Source organism: Synechococcus sp. CB0205, from assembly GCF_000179255.1.
GTDB lineage: Bacteria > Cyanobacteriota > Cyanobacteriia > PCC-6307 > Cyanobiaceae > Vulcanococcus.
Map to the genome: position 1 here is coordinate 39269 of NZ_ADXM01000015.1, position 23322 is coordinate 62590.

Annotated in this window: 21 protein-coding genes; 17 read left to right on the forward strand and 4 right to left on the reverse strand. The window is 56.1% G+C overall.

What is annotated here, in order from left to right:
- Nucleotide 1: 1 nt before the first annotated feature.
- From CB0205_RS0101630 to CB0205_RS0101645, 4 genes are all read left to right on the forward strand, one after another.
- Nucleotides 2-559: a cyclic nucleotide-binding domain-containing protein gene (locus CB0205_RS0101630; RefSeq protein ID WP_010313550.1), complete on the forward strand. Its 558-nt coding sequence runs from the start codon at nucleotides 2-4 to the stop codon at nucleotides 557-559.
- A gap of 243 nt (nucleotides 560-802) precedes the next feature.
- Nucleotides 803-1549: a hypothetical protein gene (locus CB0205_RS0101635; RefSeq protein ID WP_010313551.1), complete on the forward strand. Its 747-nt coding sequence runs from the start codon at nucleotides 803-805 to the stop codon at nucleotides 1547-1549.
- Between the two features lie 170 nt (nucleotides 1550-1719).
- The gene (locus CB0205_RS0101640; protein WP_029626030.1) at nucleotides 1720-2673 is read left to right on the forward strand and encodes a hypothetical protein; all 954 of its coding nucleotides are present in this window, start codon (nucleotides 1720-1722) and stop codon (nucleotides 2671-2673) included.
- 6 nt (nucleotides 2674-2679) lie between these two features.
- A complete protein-coding gene (locus tag CB0205_RS0101645) occupies nucleotides 2680-3237 on the forward strand; it encodes a hypothetical protein (RefSeq protein ID WP_010313554.1) in 558 nt (185 codons plus the stop codon).
- A 9-nt stretch (nucleotides 3238-3246) separates the two neighbouring features.
- Here CB0205_RS0101645 and CB0205_RS0101650 read toward each other — a convergent pair whose 3' ends face one another.
- From CB0205_RS0101650 to alaS, 3 genes are all read right to left on the reverse strand, one after another.
- Nucleotides 3247-3936 (reverse strand): Crp/Fnr family transcriptional regulator, encoded by a 690-nt coding sequence (locus CB0205_RS0101650; protein ID WP_010313555.1) that lies wholly within the window; start codon nucleotides 3934-3936, stop codon nucleotides 3247-3249.
- A gap of 3 nt (nucleotides 3937-3939) precedes the next feature.
- Entirely contained in the window at nucleotides 3940-4131 is a 192-nt protein-coding gene (locus tag CB0205_RS0101655; protein WP_010313556.1) for a hypothetical protein, read from the reverse strand.
- 91 nt (nucleotides 4132-4222) lie between these two features.
- Nucleotides 4223-6889 carry an alanine--tRNA ligase gene (gene alaS / locus CB0205_RS0101660; protein ID WP_083797884.1) on the reverse strand — a complete coding sequence of 889 codons (2667 nt, stop codon included), beginning with the start codon at nucleotides 6887-6889 and terminating at the stop codon, nucleotides 4223-4225.
- An 11-nt stretch (nucleotides 6890-6900) separates the two neighbouring features.
- On the opposite strand from alaS, the gene CB0205_RS0101665 reads away from it, so the two are divergent.
- From CB0205_RS0101665 to CB0205_RS0101710, 13 genes are all read left to right on the forward strand, one after another.
- Complete coding sequence (locus CB0205_RS0101665; protein ID WP_010313558.1) at nucleotides 6901-7347, forward strand: hypothetical protein; 447 nt, start codon at nucleotides 6901-6903, stop codon at nucleotides 7345-7347.
- Nucleotides 7348-7365: 18 nt separating this feature from the next.
- The gene (locus CB0205_RS0101670; RefSeq protein WP_010313560.1) at nucleotides 7366-10485 is read left to right on the forward strand and encodes a DEAD/DEAH box helicase; all 3120 of its coding nucleotides are present in this window, start codon (nucleotides 7366-7368) and stop codon (nucleotides 10483-10485) included.
- Nucleotides 10486-10489: 4 nt separating this feature from the next.
- Nucleotides 10490-11383, forward strand: a complete 894-nt coding sequence (locus CB0205_RS0101675) for an SWIM zinc finger family protein (RefSeq protein WP_010313562.1) — start codon at nucleotides 10490-10492, stop codon at nucleotides 11381-11383.
- Nucleotide 11384: 1 nt separating this feature from the next.
- On the forward strand, nucleotides 11385-11864 hold the full coding sequence (locus tag CB0205_RS0101680) for an MEKHLA domain-containing protein (RefSeq protein ID WP_010313564.1): 480 nt from the start codon (nucleotides 11385-11387) through the stop codon (nucleotides 11862-11864).
- A 162-nt stretch (nucleotides 11865-12026) separates the two neighbouring features.
- Nucleotides 12027-12422: an Hsp20/alpha crystallin family protein gene (locus tag CB0205_RS0101685; RefSeq protein ID WP_010313566.1), complete on the forward strand. Its 396-nt coding sequence runs from the start codon at nucleotides 12027-12029 to the stop codon at nucleotides 12420-12422.
- Nucleotides 12423-12568: 146 nt separating this feature from the next.
- Nucleotides 12569-14308, forward strand: coding sequence for a diflavin flavoprotein (locus CB0205_RS0101690; protein ID WP_010313568.1), 1740 nt, complete (start codon nucleotides 12569-12571; stop codon nucleotides 14306-14308).
- A 149-nt stretch (nucleotides 14309-14457) separates the two neighbouring features.
- On the forward strand, nucleotides 14458-15939 hold the full coding sequence (locus CB0205_RS15620; RefSeq protein ID WP_010313571.1) for a tyrosine-type recombinase/integrase: 1482 nt from the start codon (nucleotides 14458-14460) through the stop codon (nucleotides 15937-15939).
- Nucleotides 15940-16011: 72 nt separating this feature from the next.
- Nucleotides 16012-16563 (forward strand): hypothetical protein, encoded by a 552-nt coding sequence (locus CB0205_RS15775; RefSeq protein WP_156797727.1) that lies wholly within the window; start codon nucleotides 16012-16014, stop codon nucleotides 16561-16563.
- 455 nt (nucleotides 16564-17018) lie between these two features.
- A complete protein-coding gene (locus CB0205_RS15780; RefSeq protein WP_156797729.1) occupies nucleotides 17019-18482 on the forward strand; it encodes a hypothetical protein in 1464 nt (487 codons plus the stop codon).
- 530 nt (nucleotides 18483-19012) lie between these two features.
- Nucleotides 19013-19600, forward strand: a complete 588-nt coding sequence (locus CB0205_RS15785) for a hypothetical protein (protein WP_156797731.1) — start codon at nucleotides 19013-19015, stop codon at nucleotides 19598-19600.
- A gap of 593 nt (nucleotides 19601-20193) precedes the next feature.
- Nucleotides 20194-20571 (forward strand): hypothetical protein, encoded by a 378-nt coding sequence (locus CB0205_RS15790; protein ID WP_156797733.1) that lies wholly within the window; start codon nucleotides 20194-20196, stop codon nucleotides 20569-20571.
- A gap of 319 nt (nucleotides 20572-20890) precedes the next feature.
- On the forward strand, nucleotides 20891-22690 hold the full coding sequence (locus tag CB0205_RS0101700; protein ID WP_010313575.1) for a diflavin flavoprotein: 1800 nt from the start codon (nucleotides 20891-20893) through the stop codon (nucleotides 22688-22690).
- 102 nt (nucleotides 22691-22792) lie between these two features.
- Nucleotides 22793-22999 (forward strand): hypothetical protein, encoded by a 207-nt coding sequence (locus CB0205_RS0101710; RefSeq protein ID WP_010313579.1) that lies wholly within the window; start codon nucleotides 22793-22795, stop codon nucleotides 22997-22999.
- Here the strand turns inward: CB0205_RS0101710 and CB0205_RS0101715 are convergent.
- Nucleotides 22996-23247 (reverse strand): hypothetical protein, encoded by a 252-nt coding sequence (locus CB0205_RS0101715; protein WP_010313581.1) that lies wholly within the window; start codon nucleotides 23245-23247, stop codon nucleotides 22996-22998. The genes CB0205_RS0101710 and CB0205_RS0101715 overlap by 4 nt on opposite strands.
- Nucleotides 23248-23322 lie beyond the last annotated feature (75 nt).

Here is a 23322-nt window from a genome sequence, read left to right on the forward strand (position 1 = left end):
GATGTGGGGGCTTGAGCCACAACTCAGTGTCGTCCGCGAGCGGATGAAGCTGCTCTTGGCATCCCACGGCAACGACCTAACCGCGCGAGAACACATCGCCGAGGAGGGCGAACTGTTGATGGAGCAGGGCGCCATCGCGGAACGCATCCTTCTGCTCATGGAAGGCACGGTCGCGGTTCAGCTCAAGCAAGGAGAGAACCAGCCACACACCCTGGCGATTGTCGAAGCCGAGGAGATCCTTGGAGAAATGGGCCTCTTCGGCAATGGGGTTCACTCCGCGGATGTGCGCGTGATCAATGGACCCGCGAAATTGATCGCGGTGGATGGCAACGAGATGCTTCAGGCGATGCTGTTTGACGCCGATCTCACCATTGAGATCCTGGCCCTGATCTGCCAGCGCTGCCTCAAGAGCAACCAAATCATGGGGCTTCTCCTCGATGGCATTTCTGCTGTGCAAGCCGGAGACCGTGAACAGCTGACGCGTAGCTGTGAGGCGCTACGGGCATACAGCCATTCCATGGCCCTGGCCGCCGAGCACCTGGAAAGCATCGGGGGGTGATCCCGCTTTCAGACGCCCAGCAACTCAGCTCCTGTCAGGTGGGCAAATGATCTCTACCAAGGGCCCTCTGGGCCCTTTTTTCTTGCCTGGCATCCCCTGTGATCAACATCACAACCATCCCTGATCTCAATCAACGCCTCTTCTTTTCCTCTCAGCGATTCTTATTTCATCGACAGGGCAACACACCTTTCACCTGTCACTTTCTCCAACACACCAAACCACAAACAACGCAATTCACCAATCATGAACCGCCGACTTTCCATCGTCCTCTCTGCTCTCGTTCTCTCTCCCATCGCCTCCTTCGCTCAAGAAGCCGACCCCTATCACGCCACCTTCGGCAACTATCAACTCGGGGACAACATCGGCACCCTGATGGACTCCTCACGCACTACCAGCACCGTCTCCGACAACCTCTGGGGCGAAATCAGCAAAGACCCCAAGGCCATGTGTAAGCAAGTGGGCCTCGGCAGCAACACCTCCTCCCGCGACATCACTGCTTCCAGCAACAAAGAATGGAACCGCAGCAAAAAGAGTGCCTGGAACAACAACTCCTTCAACAAAGGCAACGTCGCCAGCAGTAGCAACAAGCAAGGTGGTGGCGGCCTGAGCATCACTGGCTATGGCTCCCTCAGCGGCGGCGGTGGTGGCTCCAGCTCCAACTCCAACGCTTGGGACAAGGGCAATTCCAAAACCGGTGACAGGCTGGCCACCAACACAGGCAAGTCCAGCTCCAACCGAGGAACCAAGATCGCAACCTCGAAAGTTGTCATCGGCACCGATTGCACCGCACTCGTCGAAAGCGCGGCCAGCATGGAAAACAACCGGATGAACAACGACACCCAACGCCTTGGCATCCTCGTCGGCAACGAAACACAGCGCTACGGCATCGACAAGCAGCACCAGGTCGCCATCAAGCAGATCGAGGCTGGTCAGATCCAGAGCGTCTTTGGTGGTGGCGCCAAGGCCATGATGGGGGGCATGGGCCAATAAACACTCCAACAACAACGATCTCTACCAAGGGCCCTCTGGGCCCTTTTTCTTGCCTGGCATCCCCTGTGATCAACATCACAACCATCCCTGATCTCAATCAACACCTCTTCTTTTCCTCTCAGCGATTCTTATTTCATCGGAGGGGAGACCTCCACTACCCAGACCACACCATGAAGCGCCTTCTTCAACTCAGCACCAGCGCCGCCCTGGCCTCTGCCGTCACCCTGACGGGCCCCATCAGCGGAGCCATGGCACAAACCGCTGATTTCGTGTCCGCCAATAGCAGCACCATCACTGGTGAAGTCTCGGCATTGAGCCACGTGATGATGGTCCAGATTCCCCGTCCCTTGGTTCTGGATATTGGTGCACGCGAGCAAACCACTCTGACCGTTCCGACCTTGAGCGAGATCATCATCAACGGCCAGAAAGTTGCTCCTGCTCAAACTCCTGTTCTGATTTCCGTCGAACCAACTCAAGACAAACAAGGCGCGGTTGTTCGCGCAAAAGGAATCATGCTTCAAGGCAAGTTGATCGCCATTGATGCAAGCGGTGACATCATTCCCTCATTTGTCGTCAACAAGAAAGAATTCAACGAGCGCGTGAAAAGCGCCATGAACCTTGGTGCTGTCATCGGCAACGGCCTAGCTGGAAGCATGGGCGCAAACATGTTGGGACAAATTGGCACCGCTATGGGTGACCCCACTGGCACAAACCTGGCCAACCAGATCACCTCAGCTGGCGGTCTCTTGGGCATCGTCGGCGGCGTCTTTGGAGGTGGCGGTGGTAAGCGCATCATCGACCTCCAACCCAATTCAATCCACGTTCTAACGGTCCGGAATCCAGCAATGATCGTGGCCCAAATGATTCAAATGAATCGCGAGATTGCCGCTGGAAATGGCCAGATCATGGGAGCCATCGCCGGCCAAATTCAAAATCCTGAAACAACCGCAGAGAAGGCCATCGCCCAAGACAATCAACCTCAACCAGAAGCAATCACCCAAACTCAGGCTCAAGCACAGGAGGAAGAAAGCGTCGTCTCAGTCCAGGAATCAAGCGCAGGAGCAGAGAGCGATGTCGCACAGGCAACGCGCCAGGCCGTTCAACAACCCGCCGGCGTGTTCTGAAGAACCATGCAACGACTTCGCCAGAGCCTCTTCATCGCCTTTGGGCTAGCGCTGATCATCATCACCAGCAGCGCCAAATCAAAACCACTCGATTCGACCAGCACTCCAGAGTCCCAACCCACACCTGCACTCGAGCAACAAGCCGCAATCCAAAACCCACGTACAACGACCTGCCTTGAATTGATCAGTGGCTGTGGATCGATTCGGATCGGAGATCAATCGATCCTGCTTCAACCCAGTCAAAGCACGCGAGAACTCGACGGAAGCACCACGATCAGCGGAACTGCCCACTGGATCAACCGCAGTGAGGTCAGCGAATCCTCGGCACCCTTTGCCATCACCCTTCCCAAACCGCTCAGCGCACTGAGCAACCTCCCCAGTCTTGAACGTCAACGGATACGTACTGAGTCCCCCTCATCGATCGGTACGGCCCTCCAGTGCGCGAACACCGTCGATGAATCCAAGCTTCAGGACCGTGTCCTTGCTCAGGTTGCCGAGGTGATGATGGGCCAAGAAGCCATCAGTCGTCGGGCTGCTCTGTTTGCAGCGACCTGCATGGACTGAGGACAGCGCCTAAGCGATCAAGCCACGTTTCTGCAGGGGCTCGAGAGACGTGAGTTGCATGCAGCCGTTCTCTTCATTCACGACCCCACGGCTGCGCAATTTGCTCATCGTTCGCGAGGCCGTTTCCCGAGCCAACCCCGCCAAGATCGCGATCTCTCCTTGGGAGAGAGGCGGCATCAGTGCCAAGGGGTTGTCTTCTGCACTGCTCTTGCGCGCCAGGTAGGCCAAGGCATCCAGTAACCGCGTTGTCGCATCACTCTTTTGAACGCCGAAACGGCGATTGAGATCCCGCAAGCGCGAAGCCTCGAGTCGCGCGATTCCCAGAGCCAGGCTCATGTTGGCCTGCAGCACCCTCTGAAACCCACTGCCCTGCAACTTCAATAGCTTCACCGGAGAGAGGGTCACCACATCCGCCGAGCGGGCATCACCGTCCAAGACCGACAGCTCCCCCAGCAACTCCCCCGCACCGACCAAGGACAACACCGACTCCTCGCCATCGGCGTTGTAGGAGCGCACCTTGGCCAGGCCACTGATGACCACCATCAGGTTTTCGCCCCAATCGGCCTCCATCACCAGGGTTTGCCCCGGCATCACCTCCACCAGGCGATGGCGAACCAGCAGAACGGCAGCGTCCTGCTCGTTGATCGCGCTGAAAAACGGAATGGCCTGAAGCTCTTGGACCGAAAACGCGGTGGGCATCGCTCAAACAGCGCAGCTGGGATGGGCGATCAGCTCATGGGCCATGTCCAGGGGCGTGTCCTGGGGCTCCAACCAGGTGGAGCAGCGCAGGGGGTCATCCCCGTCACGACAACCCTCCAGCTGCAGACGACTGCCCATCAGCACCAACTGGAAACTCCAGTGGTGACGGCCATGAATTTCGAAGGAACTCGCCATCGGTTCTCTCCCGCATCGGTCCTTGCCTGCAGGATTCCCCTCCTGGCGCTCCCCTGGCAACGCCAGGAGAACGGTTCCGGAGCTGTCTGGATCAGCCCAGGGCTGCAGTCAGCTCGCCTTTGGCCTGCTCCAATGCTGCATCCAGGGCTGCACCGTCGCGGCCACCGGCTTGCGCCAGGTTGGGCCGCCCGCCGCCGCCGCCGCCGCAGGCCTTGGCCACAGCACCGATGAACTTGCCGGCCTGCTGACCCTTGGCGATCACCCCCTTGCCGAAGGCCGCCACCAGGATCACCTTGCCCAGATCCGAGGGATCCGGGAGGCCACCTAAGACCACAGCGGCTCCCTCGCCCAGCTGATCCACCAGCCCCTGGGCGGCGCTCTGCAGGCCGCCGCCTTCGACGCCATCCAGGCGGCTGATCAGCACCTGGAAGTCGCCGATCGCCTCGGCTTGGCTCGCCAAGGCCGCAGATTTCGCCAGTGCCAGCTCCTCACGGGCCGAGGTCAGGGCCTTCTGGCTGGCCTTCAGTTCGCTCTGCAGGGTCAGGACGCGCTCGACGATCTCAGCCGGCTGGGCCTTGAAGCGCTCGCCGAGTTGCTTCACCACCGCATCGCGCTCATTCAGGTAAGCGAGCACAGCAGCACCCGCCACAGCCTCGATGCGGCGGATGCCGGCGGCCACGCCGCTTTCGCTGACGATCTTGAACAGGCCAATCTCAGCCGTATTGCTGACGTGGGTGCCGCCGCAGAGCTCCATCGAGACCCCGGGAACATCGACAACCCGGACCACATCGGAGTACTTCTCCCCGAACATCGCCACCGCACCGGCGGCCTTGGCCTTCTCGATCGTCATCTCCTGCACCTCAAGGCTGTGAGCCTCGGCGATCCAGCCGTTGATCAGGGTCTCGATCTGCTCGAGTTCAGCGGCCGTAATCGCCCGGGGGCAGTGGAAGTCAAAGCGCAGGCGATCGAAATCCACCAGGGAACCGGCCTGGCCAATCCCCGGATCAACCACCTGCTTCAGCGCTGACTGCAACAGGTGGGTGGCCGTGTGGTTCGCCTGAGCCCGCCGGCGGCAGGCCCGGTCCACCTGGCCATGGACCACATCACCCACGCTGACGCTGCCGCGCTCCACCCGGCCGCTATGGACGAAGACGCTGCGGTTGCGGCTCACCGCCTCAATCACGACGATCAAGCCGTCACCGCTCAAGACCCCGCGGTCGCCCACCTGACCGCCGCCCTCGCCGTAGAAGGGGGTGGTGTCGAGCACCAGCTGAACACTGTCGCCAGCCTCGGCCCGCTCCGCCGGCTCACCGTTGACCACCAGCGCCTGAACGCTGCTGCTGTGGTCCAGCAACTCGTACCCCCGGAAGCGGGTGGCCTCAAGATCGGCGGCCATCTGATCAATGGCGTCCTGCAGGGTCAAGTCAATGCTCACCGCCGCGGCCTTCGCCCGCTGGCGCTGGGCCTCCATCGCCTGCTCAAAGCCATCCAGATCGACCGCCAGACCGTGCTCCTCGGCGATCTCCTGGGTCAACTCCAGGGGGAAGCCGTAGGTGTCGTAGAGCTCAAAGGCCTGCTCCCCTGAGATCTGCTTGGGCTTGGCCGCCAGGACATCCGCCAGCAGCTTCTCGCCCCGCTCCAGGGTTTCCAGGAAGCGTGCTTCTTCGCGCTTGAGCTCCGAGAGGATCACCTCCTGACGCTCCAGCAGCTGGGGATAGGCCGACTGCATCAGGGCAATCGACGCCTCACCCATCGCCGTCAGGAAGGGCTTGTCGATCCCCAGGAGACGTCCGTGGCGGACCACGCGGCGGAGCAGGCGACGCAGGATGTAACCGCGCCCCAGGTTGCTAGCGGTGACGCCATCACAGATCAGCTGGGTCACCGCCCGGCTGTGGTCACCGATCACCTTCAGAGACGTCTGACCTTTGGGGTCGAGTTGCCGGTAGTCGACCCCAGCGAGACCAGCTGCCGTCTCAATCAGCGGATAGATCAGGTCGGTCTCGTAGTTGTTCGGAACCTTCTGCAAGATCTGGGCCATCCGCTCGAGGCCCATCCCGGTGTCGATGTTGCGGTTCTCGAGCGGCGTGAGGCTGCCCTCCGCGTCGCGGTTGTACTGCATGAACACCAAGTTGTAGAACTCGATGAAGCGGCTGTCGTCCTCGAGGTCGATGCCCTCATCGCCCAGTTCGGGCTTGAAGTCGTAATAGATCTCCGAGCAGGGACCGCAGGGGCCCGTGGGGCCAGAGGCCCAGAAGTTGTCGGCCTCATCCATGCGGATGATTCGCTTGGGGTTCACCCCGACCACATCACGCCAGATCGCCTCGGCTTCGTCGTCCTCGCGGAAGACGCTGACCACCAGGTTCTTGGGGCTGATGCCGAAGACCGTGGTGCTCAGCTCCCAGGCCCACTGGATCGCTTGCTCCTTGAAGTAGTCACCAAAGGAGAAGTTCCCGAGCATCTCGAAGAACGTGTGGTGCCGGGCCGTGCGGCCCACGTTTTCGATGTCGTTGGTGCGAATGCACTTCTGGCTGCTGGTCGCACGGGCCGACGGGCGGGGCTGCTGCCCCAGGAAGACCGGCTTAAACGGCAGCATCCCGGCGATGGTCAGCAGAACCGTCGGGTCCTCCGGGACCAGGGAGGCACTGGCCATCGGCTTGTGGCCCCGCTGCTCGTAGAAGTCGAGAAAGGCCGCACGGATCTCAGCACCAGTGCGGGGAGCGGCGGCCATGGCGAAGCAAAACGAGCCTGAACCGGGCATGATCGCGCAGCATGAGCGCCGCCTCCCCCGCCACCGCTGAGCACAGCCGGGCCGAACTGCGGCTGCGCTCCATCGCCTGGGCCCTCGGTGCGGGTTTCAGCGCACTGACCCTGGGACTGCCCCTGGGACTGGAGTCAGCCCTGAGGGCCGGGGGCTGCGGTTTTTTCTATGGCCTCCTGGCCTTCCACCTACAGCGGGTGGATCCCGATGACGGCCACCTGCAGGCGGGCCTGGTCGGGGCCGTCTGCGGCATCCACAGCCTGGGCCTTCCAGCCCTTTTGCCCTGGCCGCTGGAGGAACCTTGGCCGCAGAGCTTGGCTCAGGTCGCTCCAACTGTGATGATGGGGTTCATTCGTGCTTGGTTGCCGCTGATCGGCGCCGCGCTGGTGTTGCACGGATCGATGGCCCTATCGCGACTTGTCGTGACTCGGGTTGAACCGATCCAGCGGCGCCCCTGATCCCCAGGCCCCGCCTCCATGAGCCTGCTGCATGCCACCTGGCTGCCCGTCGTCCCGGCGGGCAGCTTCGCCAAAGGCAAGGCGCCCACAGCCGGCCTGTTGATCTGGGCGGACACCTGGCGCGTGGCCGAACCGCTGAGTCCGGCGGCTGAGGCACCGTTCCACCCCCTCAGCCTGGATCTCGACGATCTGGCCACCTGGCTGGACGAGAACAACTTCTGGTCCGAGGACCTGCGCCAGGCCACCGTCACCCTGACCCTGCCGAGCCGGCAGCAACTGAGCAAAGGACAAAAAAGCAGCGAATCAAGTGCCTGGAGCGGTCTGCCGCTGCAGTCGGGAGAACCGCTGCCGAAGGATCTGAGCTGGTGGCCCTGGCAAGTCGAGGGTTGGTTTCTCAAACCGGGCCCCGCTGCCGCCTGGCTCAATCAACTGCCCCTCTCGGGGGCCTACGAGGCCGGTCTGGGCGATGACCTGCTCTGGTGGTGCCACGTCCAGCGCTGGTGCCTCAGCCTGATCGCCCGGGGCCGTTGGCTGCCCGAGAGCGCGGATGGCAAGGCCAGCTGGCGCCCCCTGCTGAATCGTGAGGACGACCGCCGCCGGCTCGAGGAGCTGGCCTTGCGTATGCCCCAGGTGGTGGCGGCCTCCAGCCCGGATCCCCAGCTGGCCTGCGGCCGTCCCCGCTCGAACCGACTGCTGGTGGCGAGCATCGTCGACAAATTGGTGGACGGCCAGCTGCGCGAAGCCTTCCAACCCGGTGCAGCCGGCCTCGATCCGCTGCTGGCGGCCTGGGAAGAGGGCCTGGCCAGCCGCGACGGGAAACTCAAGCTCGATGAGGAAGAGCAGGAACGCCTCGGCGGCGCCAGCAACCACTGGCGCGAGACCGTCGCCGGCAAGGTGGCTCCCGCCCGGGCCTGCCTGGAGCTGTTCACGCCGCCGGAGGGCGAGGAACTCTGGGAACTGAAATTCGGCCTCCAGGCGGAAGCCGACCCCAGCCTGCGGGTTCCCGCCGGGCTGGTCTGGGCCGCTGGCGACAGCAACCTGGCCCTGGGTGAGATCCAACTGGAGCAGCCTGGAGCACTACTGCTGGAGGGTCTGGGCCGCGCCCTGCTGGCCTTTGAGCCCCTGGAGCGGGGCCTGGATGCTGCCACCCCCGAGGCGATGCAGCTCACCCCCGCGGAGGCCTTCGTCCTGGTGCGAACCGCCGCAGCCCGCCTGCGGGATGTGGGCGTCGGGGTGGTGCTCCCCGCGAGCCTCTCCGGTGGCCTCGCCAGCCGCCTAGGCCTGGCCATCACCGCCGAGCTGCCCGAGAAGTCCCGCGGCTTCACTCTCGGGGAAACCCTGGAGTGGCGCTGGGAATTCATGATCGGCGGGGTCACGCTGAACCTGAAGGACCTCGAGAAGCTCTCGGCCAAGCGCAGCCCGCTGGTGCAGCACAAGGGGGCCTGGATCGAACTGCGCCCCCTGGACCTCAAGAACGCCGAGAAGTTCTGCTCCGCTGAGCCCCCCTTCAGCCTCGATGACGCCCTGCGGATCACGGGCAATGAAGGGGAGACCCTCTCGCGCTTGCCGGTCCATGCCTTCACGGCCGGGCCCCGCCTGCAGGCGGTGCTGGAGCAGTACCACCAGCAGAAAGCCCCCGATCCCCTGCCTGCGCCCCCTGGGTTCGCCGGACAACTGCGGCCCTATCAGGAGCGCGGTCTGGGCTGGCTGGCCTTCCTGCATCGCTTCGATCAGGGCGCCTGCCTGGCCGATGACATGGGTCTGGGCAAAACGATCCAGCTCTTGGCCTTCCTGCAGCACCTCAAGGCTGAAGAGGAGCTCAAACGCCCGGTGCTCCTGGTCGCTCCCACCTCGGTGCTGACCAACTGGAAGCGGGAAGCCGCGGCCTTCACCCCGGATCTGACGGTCAACGAGCACTACGGACCCCGCCGCCCCTCCAGCCCCGAGGCCCTGAAAAAAGCGCTGAAGGGTGTGGACCTGGTGCTGACCACCTACGGCCTGCTGCAACGGGACAGCGAACTGCTGGACAAGGTCGATTGGCAGGGGGTCGTGATCGATGAAGCCCAGGCGATCAAGAACCACGCCGCCAAGCAGTCCATGGCTGCCCGGGACATGGGGCGCCCCGGCAAGGGGCCCCGCTTCCGTATTGCCCTGACGGGCACACCGGTGGAGAACCGGGTGAGCGAGCTCTGGGCCCTGATGGACTTCCTCAACCCCAAGGTGCTCGGCGATGAGCCCTTCTTCCGACAGCGCTACCGGATGCCGATCGAGCGCTACGGCGACATGTCCTCGCTGCGGGACCTCAAGGGCCGCGTCGGCCCCTTCATCCTGCGCCGCCTGAAGACCGACAAATCGATCATTTCCGACCTGCCCGAGAAGGTGGAACTGAGCGAATGGGTGGGCCTGGCCCCCGAGCAGAAGAAGCTCTACTCCAAGACCGTGGATGAGAGCCTCGATGCCATCGCCCGGGCGCCCCTCGGCCAGAAACACGGTCAGGTGCTGGCGCTACTCACCAAGCTCAAGCAGATCTGCAACCACCCGGCCCTGGCCCTCAAGCAGGACCCAGCCGACGCCGATGCCAGCTTCTTCAAGGAGTTCGCCGCCCGCAGCGCCAAGGTGCAGCGGCTGGAGGAAATCCTCGAGGAAGTGATGGAAGCGGGCGACCGGGCCCTGCTCTTCACCCAGTTCGCCGAATGGGGCCATCTGCTCAAGGCCCACCTGGAGCACAAGTGGCGCCAGGAGGTGCCCTTCCTCTACGGCAGCACCAGCAAGACCGAACGCCAGGCCATGGTCGACCGCTTCCAGGACGACCCCCGCGGTCCGCAACTGTTCCTGCTGTCCCTCAAGGCCGGCGGCGTCGGCCTGAACCTGACCCGGGCCAGCCACGTCTTCCACATCGACCGCTGGTGGAACCCCGCCGTGGAGAACCAGGCCACGGACCGCGCCTACCGGATTGGCCAGCAGAACCGGGTGATGGTCCACAAGTTCATCACCAGTGGCTCCGTCGAAGAGCGCATCGACCGCATGATCAAGGAGAAGTCCAAACTCGCCGAAGACATCGTTGGCTCCGGTGAGGATTGGCTCGGCGGCATGGATGTGAGCCAGCTCAAAGAACTCGTCACCCTCAGCGAGGACTGATCCCATGACCCTCTCCAGCAACGGCATCACCACCCAGCTCGGCGATGAGGGCCTGAGCCAGCAGCCCTGGTGGGTTGAGCAGTGGATGGAGCTGATCAACGGCTACCGCTTCAAGAAACGCCTAGAGCGGGCCTGGGCCTACGCCCGCGAAGGCAACGTCCTCTCCATTCGCTTCGAGGGGCGCCGGGTGCACGCCCGGGTGCAGGGCAGCGGCGAGGACCCCTACAAGGTGAAGCTCTGGCTCGATGTCCTCAACGATGAGGACTGGAACTACGTGCTTGAGGCCCTCGGTCAAAAGGCCCGCTGGTCCGCCCAGCTGCTGGCCGGGGTCATGCCCCAGGACATCGAGCGCGCCTTCGCCGCCAGCGGCAAGCGACTCTTTCCCTTCAAGTTGCAGGAGGTGCGCAGCGAGTGCACCTGCCCGGACAAGGTCAACCCCTGCAAGCACGTCAGCGCCGTCTACTACCTGATGGGGGAGCGCTTCAGCGAAGACCCCTTCGTCCTCTTCCAGCTGCGGGGCCGGACCCGCGCCCAGCTGCTCAGCGACCTAGCGGTCAAGCGCCGGGCCCTGCTGGCCAAGAAAGCCAAGGAGGCCAAGGCCAACCCCGACGCAGAGCAGGCCAACGCGCCCCAACTGCACCCGGCTCCGATCTCCATCCGCGAACCCAAGCGCTGGTGGCGCTACGGAACCGCCCTCGACCCCGGCCTGGTGGTCATCACCCCGGCCATGGAGGGGGACACCGGCCTGGATGAAGCCGGAGCCATCCCCCTGGCGGAGGACGGCCGCTTCCCGGAGGCCGGCAAGCAATTCGTCGAACACCTCAAGGCCCAGGGCGCCAGCTTCAGCGCCACGGCCATGGCCACCGCCATGGCCGCCGGCAGCAAGCAAGAGGATTGAGGTGTCCCTGAGCGATCAGCGACCACAACTCGAGCAGGCGCCTGCCCCCTGGCTCACCCCCGGCAAACGCCAACTGGCCGAGCAACTGCTGCACTCCCACCACCAGGCCTTTGGCCGGCCTCTGGCAGCGTCGGCCCAGGAGCTCTTCTCAGCCGATCTCGTCGTCCTGGCCCATGACGGCAGCAGCGACCCCTGCCTGACCTACGCCAATGCCGCAGCCCTGCAGCTCTGGGAGCGCCCCTGGAGCGCCATGGTCGGCATGCCCTCGCGGCTCACCGCCGAACCGCAAGAGCGCCATAGCCGCGCGCTGGCGCTGCAGCAGGCCTTGAACCAGCAAGCGATCGAGGGGTACAGCGGCATCCGCATCAGCAGCAGCGGCCGGCGCTTTCAGATCCAGAACGCCCGGCTCTGGAGCCTCCAGGACCCCGATGGGCACGCCTGCGGTCAAGCCGCGGCCTTCAGCAACTGGTGGTGGCTCTAAGGGGCGGTTCGGCTCCTACGAAAACCAAGGTGTAGCAACCGAACCCGAGGGGTGAGGGCCGTACTGAAAGGGTCGGTTTGCGCCCTCTTGGTTGTCATTCAGCGGAGCCACATTGGCGTTGCGGGTCATCACCCCGCCCAGTCAAGTCTTGGAGGAACAGCCATGCTGACCCTGCGCCAATCACCCTTTGATCTGTTCGAACAACTCGAGCAGCAACTGCACACCGCCGAGCGCGTGCCCGCCGCCGAAGTGCGTGAAACCGAGGCTGGCTTCGCCATCACCCTGGAACTGCCGGGCGTGAAGCGCGACTCGATCGATGTCAAAGCCACCGATCGCACCCTCGTCATCAGCGCCGAGCGCCTCGCCCCCGAGGAGGCCGCCGATGCCCAAGCGCCGCTCCTGAGCGAATTCCGCTATGGCACCTGGAGCCGCAGCTTCCGCTTCCCCTCCGGCATCGAGCGGGAGGGCCTCGAAGCCCACTACCGCGATGGCCTTCTACTGGTCACCGCGCCGAAGGCCCAAACCATGACCACGGTCTCGGTGAAGGTGGAGGGCTAGGCGACCAGAACGATCACACCAATCAGAGAGAGACGGGACCCAGCCCTGGCCGCAAGCCAGGGCTTTTTTCTGACTGGAGGGGACGGCTGGATCAGCCAGCTCTCCAGAGAAGCTCCGTAGAGTTCACCTGCCCCCCTGGTGATCCCATGGCTGTCGTTGCAAGCACGCCCCGGCTCAGCCTGCAGTGCGAGGCCATCGCCAAGGACACCAGCACCATCCGCTCGTTGGACTGGGACCGCAGCCGCTTCGACATTGAGTTCGGCCTGCGCAACGGCACCACCTACAACAGCTTTCTGGTGCGCGGTGAGCGCACCGCCCTGATCGACACCAGCCACCTCAAGTTCGAAGGGATCTGGCTGGAGCTCCTCAAGGAGCAAATCGATCCCAAGGCCATCGACGTGCTGATCGTCAGCCACACCGAACCGGACCACTCCGGCCTGGTGGGCCATGTCATCGATCTCAATCCGGATATTGAGGTCGTCGGCTCCAAGGTCGCCATCCAGTTCCTCGAGAACCAGGTGCATCGCCCCTTCAAGAGCCGCGCCGTCAAAAGCGGCGAGGAGCTGGACCTGGGCACCAACCCCGAGAGCGGCATTCAGCACCGCTTCGAGTTCCTCAGTGCCCCCAACCTGCACTGGCCAGACACGATCTTTTCCTTCGACCACGGCACCGGGATCCTCTACACCTGCGATGCCTTCGGCATGCACTACTGCTCCGAGGACACCTTCGATGTGGACCCCGGCGCCCTCGCTCCCGACTTCCGCTTCTATTACGACTGCCTGATGGGCCCGAACGCCCGCAGCGTCCTCCAGGCCATGAAGCGCATGGATGGCCTCGAGGGCACCATCCACACCATCGCCACCGGGCACGGACCGCTGCTGCGCCACCACCTCAACCTCTGGATGGGGGATTACAAGGACTGGAGCAGCGACCGCAGCAAAGGCGAGGCCTACGCCGCCGTCTGTTATCTGAGCCAATACGGCTTCTGCGACCGCCTCAGCCAGGCCATCGCCCGTGGCATTGGCAAAGCCGAAGCCCAGGTGCAACTCGTGGACCTGCGGGCAACGGACGCCCAGGAACTCAGCGCCCTGATCGGCGAGGCCAGCGCCGTTGTGGTTCCCACCTGGCCAGCCAACCCCGACCCGGAGCTGCAGGCCTCCATCGGAACCCTGCTGGCGGCCCTCAAACCCAAGCAGTGGATCGGCAGCTACGACGCCTACGGCGGCAACGACGAACCGATTGACGCGGTCGCCACGCAGCTGCGCAGCATGGGCCAGAAGGAAGCCTTCGAGCCCCTGCGGGTGCGCCAGGTTCCCGATGGCAACGACTACCAGCGCTGCGAAGAAGCTGGCACGGACCTCGGTCAACTCCTGACCCGAGCCAAGACCATCGCCGCGATGAAGTCCCTCGATGGCGACCTGGACAAGGCCCTCGGGCGCCTGTCTGGCGGTCTCTATGTGGTAACCGCACGCCAGGACGAGCGGGCCTCAGCGATGGTGGCCAGCTGGGTCAGCCAGGCCAGCTTTGATCCCCCCGGCATCACCGTGGCCGTGGCCAAGGACCGCGCCATCGAAGCGCTGCTGCAGGTGGGTGATCGCTTCGTGCTGAACATCCTGCGGGAGGACAACTACCAGGACCTCATGCGGCACTTCCTCAAGCGCTTCCCGCCGGGTGCCGATCGCTTTGCCGGGGTCAACACCCTCGAGGGCGTCGCCAACGGCGGACCGGTCCTAGGCGATGCCCTGGCCTTCCTCGGCTGCCGCGTCAGCCAGCGGATGGAGGGCCCAGACCACTGGATCATCTACGGCGAGGTCGAGCAGGGCAACGTCTCTGACACCGAGGCGCGCACGGCTGTTCATCACCGCAAAGTGGGGAACCACTACTAATAGTCATTAGTGGTTGCCATTTCCCCAAACCGACTGCAAACACAAGACTTTTCAAGACCAGACAGACCAAAAAACCAGAGTTGAAGACGAGTTGAAGTCCAGTAGAATGGGGTTCAACAGAACTGGTGCGTTGAAAACCAGTTGAACTTTTGACCCCTCCTGCTGACAAACCGCATATTGATGCTCTTGCGGAGTTATTGGACGCAAGAGGGTTAAATGCAGAAGACTTTATACAGATAGTTGATATTCTGGGTGCTCTCAAAAAGAAAGAGAGCACTAATATAGAAAAAAAGGAGAGAGAGAAGGATAAGGGTAATAAAATATTTGTTGATAAAGAGTTTGTTTTTGAAACTCGTGATGACTGCTTTATATACCGAGATGGACGAACCAAAACTGGAAACTATTACGTAAGGATATACGATGCGGACACAAAGAAGGTTTATTCAAAGTCATTAAGAACAAGACACAGAGTTAATGCTCTTGTTGCTGCGGAGACATTATATAGAGAGAAGAAAGATAAGTTGATGAAGGGTGTGAAGATGGTTTCTATAACTACCAACGAAATGGTAGAACTTTATTTAAAAAGACGAAGTGGAGAACTAACGCACATACCCAAAACTGGCATTACTCATAAGTCCTACGATAGACTGAAACAACAACTTAAATACTGGACTTTATATATTAGGTTCTTGAAACTGGAAAAGGTGCATATTGAGAAACTTTCTCCTGATATTGGAAGAGACTTCGGGAACTGGATACTAAACCAACCTAAACAATATTACAAAGAAACAAGTAGAAGTCGTGAGACTATCAACCATATTATTGCTTCTGTGAAGAAGATGTATCGTGATATTGCACTTGAAGAGAAGTATATAACGTACAACGAGTTCCCGAAGTTTAAGTATCTAAAAGTTCAACCTGATAATGCCCCAAAAAGAGATGTGCTGAATGTTGAAGAATACGAAGAACTTACTAAATGGATGCAGAATAAGTATTGCAGAGAGAAAGGTTTAAGTGAGTTAGAACAAGTCAAGAGAAGAGTTTTCGCACTATATTTCAGTATTCATTATAATATTGGTGCAAGAACGAAAGAGGTATTGGGTATGAGATGGAGTGATATAACTATAAACCCAAATGATAGTGCCGAGAACAAGAAGAGGAATAGAGTTATTCATATACACGCAGAGAACTCAAAGACGGGTAAGAGTAGAAATATTGTTGCTCCTATTGCGGAAAAACTTGAACGAATAAAGAAACACTATAAAAAGATAGGATACGAACCAGAACCTAATGACTTTGTATTCATAAACCTATCTAAAACAAAAAGGGGTGCGAATATTGCCTATCAAACTCCTGCACTTGATAAAAGACTGAAAAGTGTATTAGAACTATCTGGTCTAAAAGAAAGGTTAGACCAAGACGGAAGACATATTACATTATATTCCGCAAGACATTTTTACTGCACTCAACGACTTTTAAATAAGGTTGATATGCATACACTCTCTTTGAATATGGGAACGAGTATTACTTATATTGAAACTACTTATAGTCATTTGACGACACTATTAATGAGTGAGGAAATAACAAAAGGACAAGGTTGGAGACCGAAGGGTATTGACGATGACATATAGAGAAAAAATGCTTGACAGGTGGTTGGTGAGGTTATATACTGACGGAGTATCCAACACAGGTTTCGTCCTGAAATGACTGCTACTGCTATTCCTGCGGAAGAAACGGAGACCATTAAACTTCCCATTTCCGCAGATGATAAAACTACTATTCTACTGAATGTTGAAGGTGCAGTAAAAGAACTTATCAATAAACTTGCTTCAAAGAAAGAAGAGTTGTTGGAGAGTGAGTTTATTGATGGTGATGCAGAACGAACAAATACTCTTAACGCATTACCAAACTCTATGACTGGTGTAGTCGTTCATTACCTTGTTAAAGGTTTGAAAGATGACTTTGATGTTGAGTTTGCAGAAAAACCTGTTTCGTTGAAGGTTCGTGCAAGTTCTAACTATGACAAAAAAGTTGCTGGCAAAAAGAGACTTCTAACAAAGGACCAGAAGAACGAACTTCTTGCGAAGATGCAGATGTCTTACTATGAGAGTGATATTGCAGAAGGTAAGATGTCTATGGATGATGCGATGCAGTCTCTAAAAAATGCATTTGAGAAGAAAAAAGAGTATGAAGAGATGGGTTATGTTCTGCCTGTCAAGAAAACCGAAAGTCCCTATTGGAAGAACGAGAACTGAAATGCCTAAAATAACTGCACTTTTTCTGGTTTCTTTGGGTCTTCTATTAAGTTCCTGCCAAGAAAAGACCGACTTGGAGAAAGGTTATGAATGCATAGAAGAACAAAAGAAAAAGTTTGGAAAAGACTATACCGATGGTGATGCCGCACCTTGCATAGGTAAATACTGGATGCCAAAAGAAACAAACCCATACCTAAAATAAAAAAAGACCATTTCCAGACTTTATTATCATACAAACAACAGGTCTTCCGTATCTAATGCGGAGGACTTTTTTATATAATAGTTTTCTGGTTCATATCTGGTGAATGAGAGACCAAGACCAGACAGACCAAGTGCATTACCAGACACTCCCAGATGCTCCTGCAAGAGACGATGCGGTTTGAAACGGGTATTTCTGCGTCATTCTGTTTGCGAGAGGATGTGCGAGGTTCTGAAACACGCACTCAAAAAAACAGATGGATAAAAAGACGAGGAAGTTAATAGAGACTGAAACCAAGAATGAACTTGATGGTATTGTTGATAGACTTATCAATATTAACGCATTAAAAGATATTCTGCAAAAGAAACCATTAGAGGATGCTATAAAACCAATAGAGTTTCAAAGTTTCTTAACTGGTGATAGTAGATGGATGGAAGAACTTGAAGAGACATTCAAGGATACGCAGACTTACATAGGGAACTACTTAAACAAACTCAAAGATGTCGTATATTATGACAGGTTATATTCTGTTGGATGTCTTCGGGAGTTTAAAGACCTTTCTATTGCTATTAAAGAGTTTGTTAGATATGCGATATGCCCTCTTTCAAACGAATACAGATATAAACAGGTAAAGTTGATAGACGATGACGACTTGTTATGCGATATATCATTAACCGCACTCAAAATAAACACTTATAATATCTGCGACAACTTGCGTAATGAATGGGGAGACAAAATAACCCGATACTGCACGGACAACGACAATAATATTATTATTGAACTCGTTGAAGAAGAATACAAAAGAAAGTCAGGTAATAGTAGTATGAACCTGAAAGAACATATGTCATTTCAGGAGTTAAGACTATTAAGGGAGAAGTTAAAAACTGGTGAAAAGTTCAGGATATACAGAGGTTTTAGTATCAAAGATACGGACAGAGTGCGAAAGGGACTTAAAAGTGATGGAGACCTATATTACCTGCAAGATAGTGGAACTGGTCTTTCATATACATTAGACGAAAGAGTTGCGTGGTATTTCGCACACAGGTCTATATGTGGTGAGTATTTTGACGAAGACTTCAAGGACAACCGATATTACAATACGGAAGAAACTTGGTATGTTCCTACCGACAAATACATAGAAACCAAAGGTAGAGAGATAAGTGCTGTAAGAGACAAGAAAAGTCGTAAACCTATAATATGTGAATACGAATGCGACCCAAAGACAATAATAGGTTTCTTCGTTGATAGTGATGAAGCAGAAGTGATGATAAAACCAGAAGACTTAAAGGTTATTCATTACGATATACCGCATTCAAACACTATGGCAGAGAAATACTGGGAGAATATTAATAAGTCCTGTATTTGCCCGAAGTCGTTAGTCTTTGGTGCTATTGCTAATGGTCTTACCGCACTACAAACTTACCAAGACGGAGAGTATGGTTATATATTTGCAGAAACAGAACGGGTTAGAGATACTCTTGAAGAACTTATAGACTGCGGCAGAAGTGTTGATGAATACTCAAAACGGAATGCTTATCGTGTTTTTATGGAGAACTCTGTTGAACTGCCAGAGAATATAAGTCCATTAATATTTGGTGATGGACTTTTTGAGTATATGAAGAAACCTACCAATATTAAACGCAAGAAGAACCAACACTACCAACAGAATATCAAGAAGTTGAGAAAGACCATTCAAAGTGCGAAGAAAAAGGGTTTTTAGGTAGAACTTATTACACAAGTTTTACAATATGACTTTGAAAGGGATATTAAATATTGTTTTTTATTATTAAGTGCGTTGTATTTCTTTCGCACTTCTTCGTCAGTTAAGACTGCGTGTGATGGATAGATGACATTTTTGCTTGACAAGTTGTTGCATTTGTGGTATTATTTGCATAAATAAAACGGGTTGCGACATACAACCCGTTCTATTGACATTTGGTTTTTGACAATACCTACCGAAAAAGTTAGTCCCTCTTGGATAGTATAAACAAGTATCGGTTTCTCAAAAAGAAACCTGTTTTTCAAACCTACCAGTAGTTTTTATCATAAGACGAAGTTAGAAGATACTTGGGGAAACAAGTAAGTAGTTTTCATATCAACTTTTTTGGGGTTAAAAACTCAAATGCTTTGCTGTATCTCTATTTATTATTAATGTCTCACTCTTCTATCAAACTGCATAAGAACCATATACCATTACACCCCAAGTTGAATATAAAGACACAGAAAGACTACGACTATTATATTGAGGTTTTGCTTTATCTGCATAACCAACTCATATTAGGAGTAGAACCAGTTTTTATGGTCTCTATGCATTACCAACACCCAGTAGAACATTCTAAACCTATTAAGGAGACAAATAAACTCTTCGGGTTTGGGGATAGATATGGTTTCAAGACTATGAGAGACATTTGGAAAGAAGTGCCACTTTATAAGTATTGGGAGAGGAAACGCAACGAAGAAGAACAGGTTATTAAAGACACCCAGAAAGTCAAATGCCGTATTCTTAAAAAACTTTATGGTATTAAACGACTGGATAGACCAGACAAATATGAGTTCCCTAACCTATTGTTTTTCCACGAAAAAGGTAAGACCAAGTTGCAATACCATACTCATATACTACTAACGGGTAAAAACTTAAATACTTTTGATACTGATACTCTTTATGATATATTTGATACTTCTATTAGAAAAGAAACCAAGTGTTTATCTAAATGGAAAACAATAGATATTACCCGTGTTGAAACACCTTATAATGTTATGGGATATTTAAACAAAGAAACTCATTCTTCTCATATCTCATTTGACTTTATCAACTCTAACCCCATAGTTCCGCAGTAAAACCATTATGTCAAGACAAAACATTAATGTCTCATTTCCCGATGAAGAGACAACACTTTATAAAGAACTAACTTTGGAAAGTTCCCTATCGTATGTTCCTGTTTCTGCTCTTATTAGAAACTACATTAAAGAGGGTATGAAGTCAAAGAATAGAAAGAACCTTACAACCGCATAGAAATGGAGTTATTATGAATAGTATATTAGAAGAAAGACTTAACCTTAAAACCTATGTTGCTTGCAAGTCTAATGGTATTAAACCAGAAGAGAAACATAGAGATGAGTTAGTCAAGGTTCTATGTTATATGAACCAAGACTTTATGAAAACTCTACTGGATAGTCTTGGTTCATATGATAAGAGACACTATTACCACAAGAAGGGTTGTTGGTATATTGCATATGAATACTACTCTTCAAAAAGAACCATTCTTATATCAAAGAATAGTTGCATTATCAAAACAAACACGGGAGTTTAACCAAAATGTATAAACAGGTTAGGATAAAGACACTTTTTTACGAAATGCTATTAGAAGACGCAAAAAAGAAAAGGTCTAAACCAGAAGAACTTTTGGAAAAACTTATAGAAGGGTCGTATAATGGACGAAAGTAAGAGACGAAAGAAAACCATTAAGGATATTATTGCAAATAACCCAAGATACGATAGACAATATACTGGTAGTGATGATGAGGAAGAAGAACGCATTAGAGAGAAGATGTTATATGATGCAAAACAGGAAAAGTCAAAGAACACTATTAAAAGAATGCTTACTGCATACCAACGACGAAAAAGGGAGGAGAAGATAGATAAACTTACTAATGACCCAACATTATGGAAGGGTCTTGAAGGGTATATGATGAATGAAGATATAAATGCATTTATTTCCCATTTTAGACGACTTTATTATTCTGGTGAAAGACTTACATTTAGAAAATGGATGGATAAGGTTGAAGACTTATTAGACGAAGTATCATAAAGACACTTATGCGTATATTATTTTTGAAGATACTATAAACCTACAACGAACCAAAAACGAGAGTGAAATATTAGTCATATAAAAATATTTTTCCCAGATATTTTACTCTCAAAAGGTCGTTTATATATTTTCTGCTTTTTCTGGTTGTAATGCTGGTTTCCAGATGCCTGTTGAACTTGGGATAATGGGTCAAGAACGGGGGAAAACTGGTGCTGTCAAAAGTCGGGAGACCAGTTGAAAAAGAGTTGAAGACCAAAAATGACCCCCGCACTCCTGTTGCTATGACTGGGTTTGTCAAAAAAGTAGGGATGCACTACTGATGGCCGGCGCCACAGCAGAACGGCAGGTCATTCAGCTGCCGATCGAACCTGGCCTGATCTGCCTGCGGGGCCTCAGCCCCAAGCGCCTGCGCTTCGAGGTGGAGTACGGCCTGGAGCGGGGCACCAGCGCCAACAGCTTCCTCTTCCTCCCCAGCAGCGACACCTCAGCCCTGCTGGTCCACCCCCCCGGTGCCTCCTTCGCCGAGCCCTACCTGGAGCAACTGGCGGAGCTGATTCCTGGCGACAGCGAGCTCCAGGTGGTCGTCAGCCACGTCAACCCCAACCGGATTGCCCTGCTGCACGAGCTGGCCCGCCGCTGGCAGAAGCTGCGGCTGATCGCCTCCAACCCTGGCGCCAAGTTGCTGCAGGACCTCTGGGCCCAGCGCAAACCCACAGAACAGGAAGCGGCCGCCCTGCCGGAGCTGCCGCCCCTGACCGTGGTCCGCGGTGAGGACAGCCTTGAGCGCACGGACGGCTACAGGATCAACCTGCTCTCTGCACCGACCCCGCGCTGGCCCGGGGCGCTGATGGCCTTCGAGGAGACCACCGGCCTGCTGATGAGCGGCAAGTTCTTCTCGGCGCACCTCTGCAGCCAGGAGTGGGCCGAAGCCAACCGCAGCAGCACCGAAGAAGACCGTCGCTACTTCTATGACTGCCTGATGGCTCCGATGGCCCGGCAGGTGGAAGCGGTGCTCAACCGCATCGATGAGCTCTCCATTCGCTGCATCGCCCCGGGACACGGCCCGGCCATCGCCGAAAGCTGGCGCAGCCTGCTGGTGGACTACCGCCGTTGGGGTGAATCCCAAGAGCGCTCCAGCCTCTCGGTGGCGCTGCTCTTTGCCAGCGCCTACGGCAACACCGCCGCCATCGCCGACGCCCTGGCCCAAGGGGTCTCCCGCACCGGCGTGCGGGTCGAGAGCGTCAACTGCGAATTCACCCCAGCCGAAAAACTGCTCGAGACCATCCGCAGTTGCGATGCCCTGCTGATCGGCTCCCCCACCCTCGGCGGCCATGCCCCAACGCCGATCGTCTCCGCCCTCGGAACGGTGCTGGCAGAGGGTGATCGCTCCAAACCGGTTGGGGTCTTCGGCAGCTTTGGCTGGAGCGGTGAAGCCATTGATCTGCTCGAGAGCAAGTTGCGCGACGGCGGCTTCAGCTTCGCCTTTGAGCCGGTGCGGGTGAAGTTCAGTCCCGATGCGGCCACGATCAAGACCCTGGAGGAAACCGGAACGGGCCTGGGCCGCAGCCTGATCACAGCGCAACGCAAGGCCCAACGCCGCAGCTCCACCAGTGGTGGCCTCAGCGAAAGCCGCAGCAACCCGGCCGTCCTCGCCCTGGGCCGGGTCGTGGGATCACTCTGCGTCCTGACGACGCGCAAGGGCGCTGGCGAAAGTCAACTCAGCGGCGCCATGGTGGCCAGCTGGGTTAGCCAGGCGAGCTTCAGCCCGCCGGGCCTGACGGTGGCCGTCGCCAAGGACCGGGCCGTGGAGGCCCTGCTGCACGTTGGTGATTCCTTCGCCCTCAACGTCCTGGCCTCCGGCCGGGAGAGCGGACCGATGAAGCAATTCCTGCAGCCCTTTGCCCCGGGGGCCGATCGTTTCGCAGGCCTGGAGCTCGAGCAGAGCCCTGGCGGTCAACCGATCCTTCCCGAGGCCCTGGCCTGGCTCGACTGCAGCGTCAAACAGCGCATGGAATGCGGCGACCACTGGCTGATCTATGCCCAGGTGGGATCCGGAGCACTGCTGGATGCGGAGGCCACCACCGCCGTTCACCAACGCCGCAGCGGCGCCAACTACTGAGCGCCCTGCAAGATCTCGTGATCTGCAGCGGAAGAAAAGCTGAATTCAGGGGGGCTCAGCCAGACAAGGGCTGAAATGAAGATCTGATGCCACTGCCGCTGGATGGGAGCTCTGCCCAAGGCCAGTCCGACTTCTCAGCGCTGGATTGTTCGCTATCGCGGCTTCGTACTGATCCCCCAGAAGGATCTCTCTTGGATGGTCAGGCCCGAACGCAGCCCCATGAAGCTGCTGCCCTTCCGGGCCCCAGCCAGCTCAGTGGAAGACGTCAAGGCGCTGATCGACTGGCGCCTTGACCAGAACCCGAGTTAGGCGGCCTGCGGCGGGGGCGGGGTAGAGCCGCCAGCCTGGAACGGCAGCACCACGGTGGCCCAATGCTCAGGGCGAGCAGGACGCGTGCGGCGCGGGCGGCGAACGCCAAAGGGAACCCGCACAACGTTGGTGCCCTCGACCCGCAGGGTCTGACCGGTCACGGCTGCTTGATGGAGGCTGCCCTGCAGAGAAGGCAACTTCACTGCCGGCTGATCTTCGAGGGTCGTTGTTTTGGTCTCGTCGCTCATGGGCCCCCTGGACTACAGCGATGACTGCAGTTGCAGCAGATTTTGAGAGGAAATCAAGGGACGATGCAGAAAGAA

Bases quoted from the DNA above. Each gene is read 5' to 3' on its own strand.
- CB0205_RS0101630 (WP_010313550.1), top strand. From the start codon at position 2: ATGTGGGGGCTTGAGCCACAACTCAGTGTCGTCCGCGAGCGGATGAAG.
- CB0205_RS0101635 (WP_010313551.1), top strand. From the start codon at position 803: ATGAACCGCCGACTTTCCATCGTCCTCTCTGCTCTCGTTCTCTCTCCC.
- CB0205_RS0101640 (WP_029626030.1), top strand. From the start codon at position 1,720: ATGAAGCGCCTTCTTCAACTCAGCACCAGCGCCGCCCTGGCCTCTGCC.
- CB0205_RS0101645 (WP_010313554.1), top strand. From the start codon at position 2,680: ATGCAACGACTTCGCCAGAGCCTCTTCATCGCCTTTGGGCTAGCGCTG.
- CB0205_RS0101650 (WP_010313555.1), bottom strand. From the start codon at position 3,936: ATGCCCACCGCGTTTTCGGTCCAAGAGCTTCAGGCCATTCCGTTTTTC.
- CB0205_RS0101655 (WP_010313556.1), bottom strand. From the start codon at position 4,131: ATGGCGAGTTCCTTCGAAATTCATGGCCGTCACCACTGGAGTTTCCAG.
- alaS (WP_083797884.1), bottom strand. From the start codon at position 6,889: ATGCCCGGTTCAGGCTCGTTTTGCTTCGCCATGGCCGCCGCTCCCCGC.
- CB0205_RS0101665 (WP_010313558.1), top strand. From the start codon at position 6,901: ATGAGCGCCGCCTCCCCCGCCACCGCTGAGCACAGCCGGGCCGAACTG.
- CB0205_RS0101670 (WP_010313560.1), top strand. From the start codon at position 7,366: ATGAGCCTGCTGCATGCCACCTGGCTGCCCGTCGTCCCGGCGGGCAGC.
- CB0205_RS0101675 (WP_010313562.1), top strand. From the start codon at position 10,490: ATGACCCTCTCCAGCAACGGCATCACCACCCAGCTCGGCGATGAGGGC.
- CB0205_RS0101685 (WP_010313566.1), top strand. From the start codon at position 12,027: ATGCTGACCCTGCGCCAATCACCCTTTGATCTGTTCGAACAACTCGAG.
- CB0205_RS0101690 (WP_010313568.1), top strand. From the start codon at position 12,569: ATGGCTGTCGTTGCAAGCACGCCCCGGCTCAGCCTGCAGTGCGAGGCC.
- CB0205_RS15775 (WP_156797727.1), top strand. From the start codon at position 16,012: ATGACTGCTACTGCTATTCCTGCGGAAGAAACGGAGACCATTAAACTT.
- CB0205_RS15780 (WP_156797729.1), top strand. From the start codon at position 17,019: ATGGATAAAAAGACGAGGAAGTTAATAGAGACTGAAACCAAGAATGAA.
- CB0205_RS15790 (WP_156797733.1), top strand. From the start codon at position 20,194: ATGGACGAAAGTAAGAGACGAAAGAAAACCATTAAGGATATTATTGCA.
- CB0205_RS0101700 (WP_010313575.1), top strand. From the start codon at position 20,891: ATGGCCGGCGCCACAGCAGAACGGCAGGTCATTCAGCTGCCGATCGAA.
- CB0205_RS0101710 (WP_010313579.1), top strand. From the start codon at position 22,793: ATGGGAGCTCTGCCCAAGGCCAGTCCGACTTCTCAGCGCTGGATTGTT.
- CB0205_RS0101715 (WP_010313581.1), bottom strand. From the start codon at position 23,247: ATGAGCGACGAGACCAAAACAACGACCCTCGAAGATCAGCCGGCAGTG.